Genomic DNA, 505 nt, shown 5'->3' on the forward strand with positions numbered 1-505 from the left:
TGCGAAGATATCTCTGAAGATATTGCTGAGTTTTATCTCAAACTACGTGAACAAAAGTGTTTTGATGGCAAAATACCGCATGACTTTATTCTACACAGCACAGCATACGGTTTTTTTTTAGATGATATAAAACAGCGCGAATATGATGATGCAATGTATGGTTCTTACGAAAAACAACACCGTTTGCGTCCTTGTGATGTGCTTTAAAAGCTAAAGGCGTTTTTAAAAGACGCCACCTTTTCAAAAAATTCACCACACAATGCAATGCCGTTCTTTTGCAAGAACGACAAAGGCAGAATCTAACTTAAAGGAGTAAAACCATGGAAAAAAAATACGAACTTACTGATGAAACAATTGAGTTTGGGCGCAGAACGCTCCGCCGCATTCGTGCACTGAGAGACTTTGGATATGTCAAAAAAGGTGACCTAGGCGGTTTTATAGAAAAAGAGAGCAACTTAAGCCATAAGAGAGACTGTTGGATTTTTGGCAATGCACACGTTTACGG

2 pseudogenes are annotated in these 505 nt (G+C 38.8%); both read left to right on the forward strand.

Annotated elements, in window-relative coordinates:
• Positions 1–207, forward strand: a pseudogene (locus tag ACFIL8_RS12790) (hypothetical protein); the annotation flags it as partial.
• Between the two features lie 113 nt (positions 208–320).
• Positions 321–505: pseudogene (locus ACFIL8_RS12795) on the forward strand (hypothetical protein); the annotation flags it as partial.

Origin of the sequence: Bartonella sp. AP57NXGY (assembly GCF_042195805.1) — a bacterium.
Lineage (GTDB): Bacteria > Pseudomonadota > Alphaproteobacteria > Rhizobiales > Rhizobiaceae > Bartonella.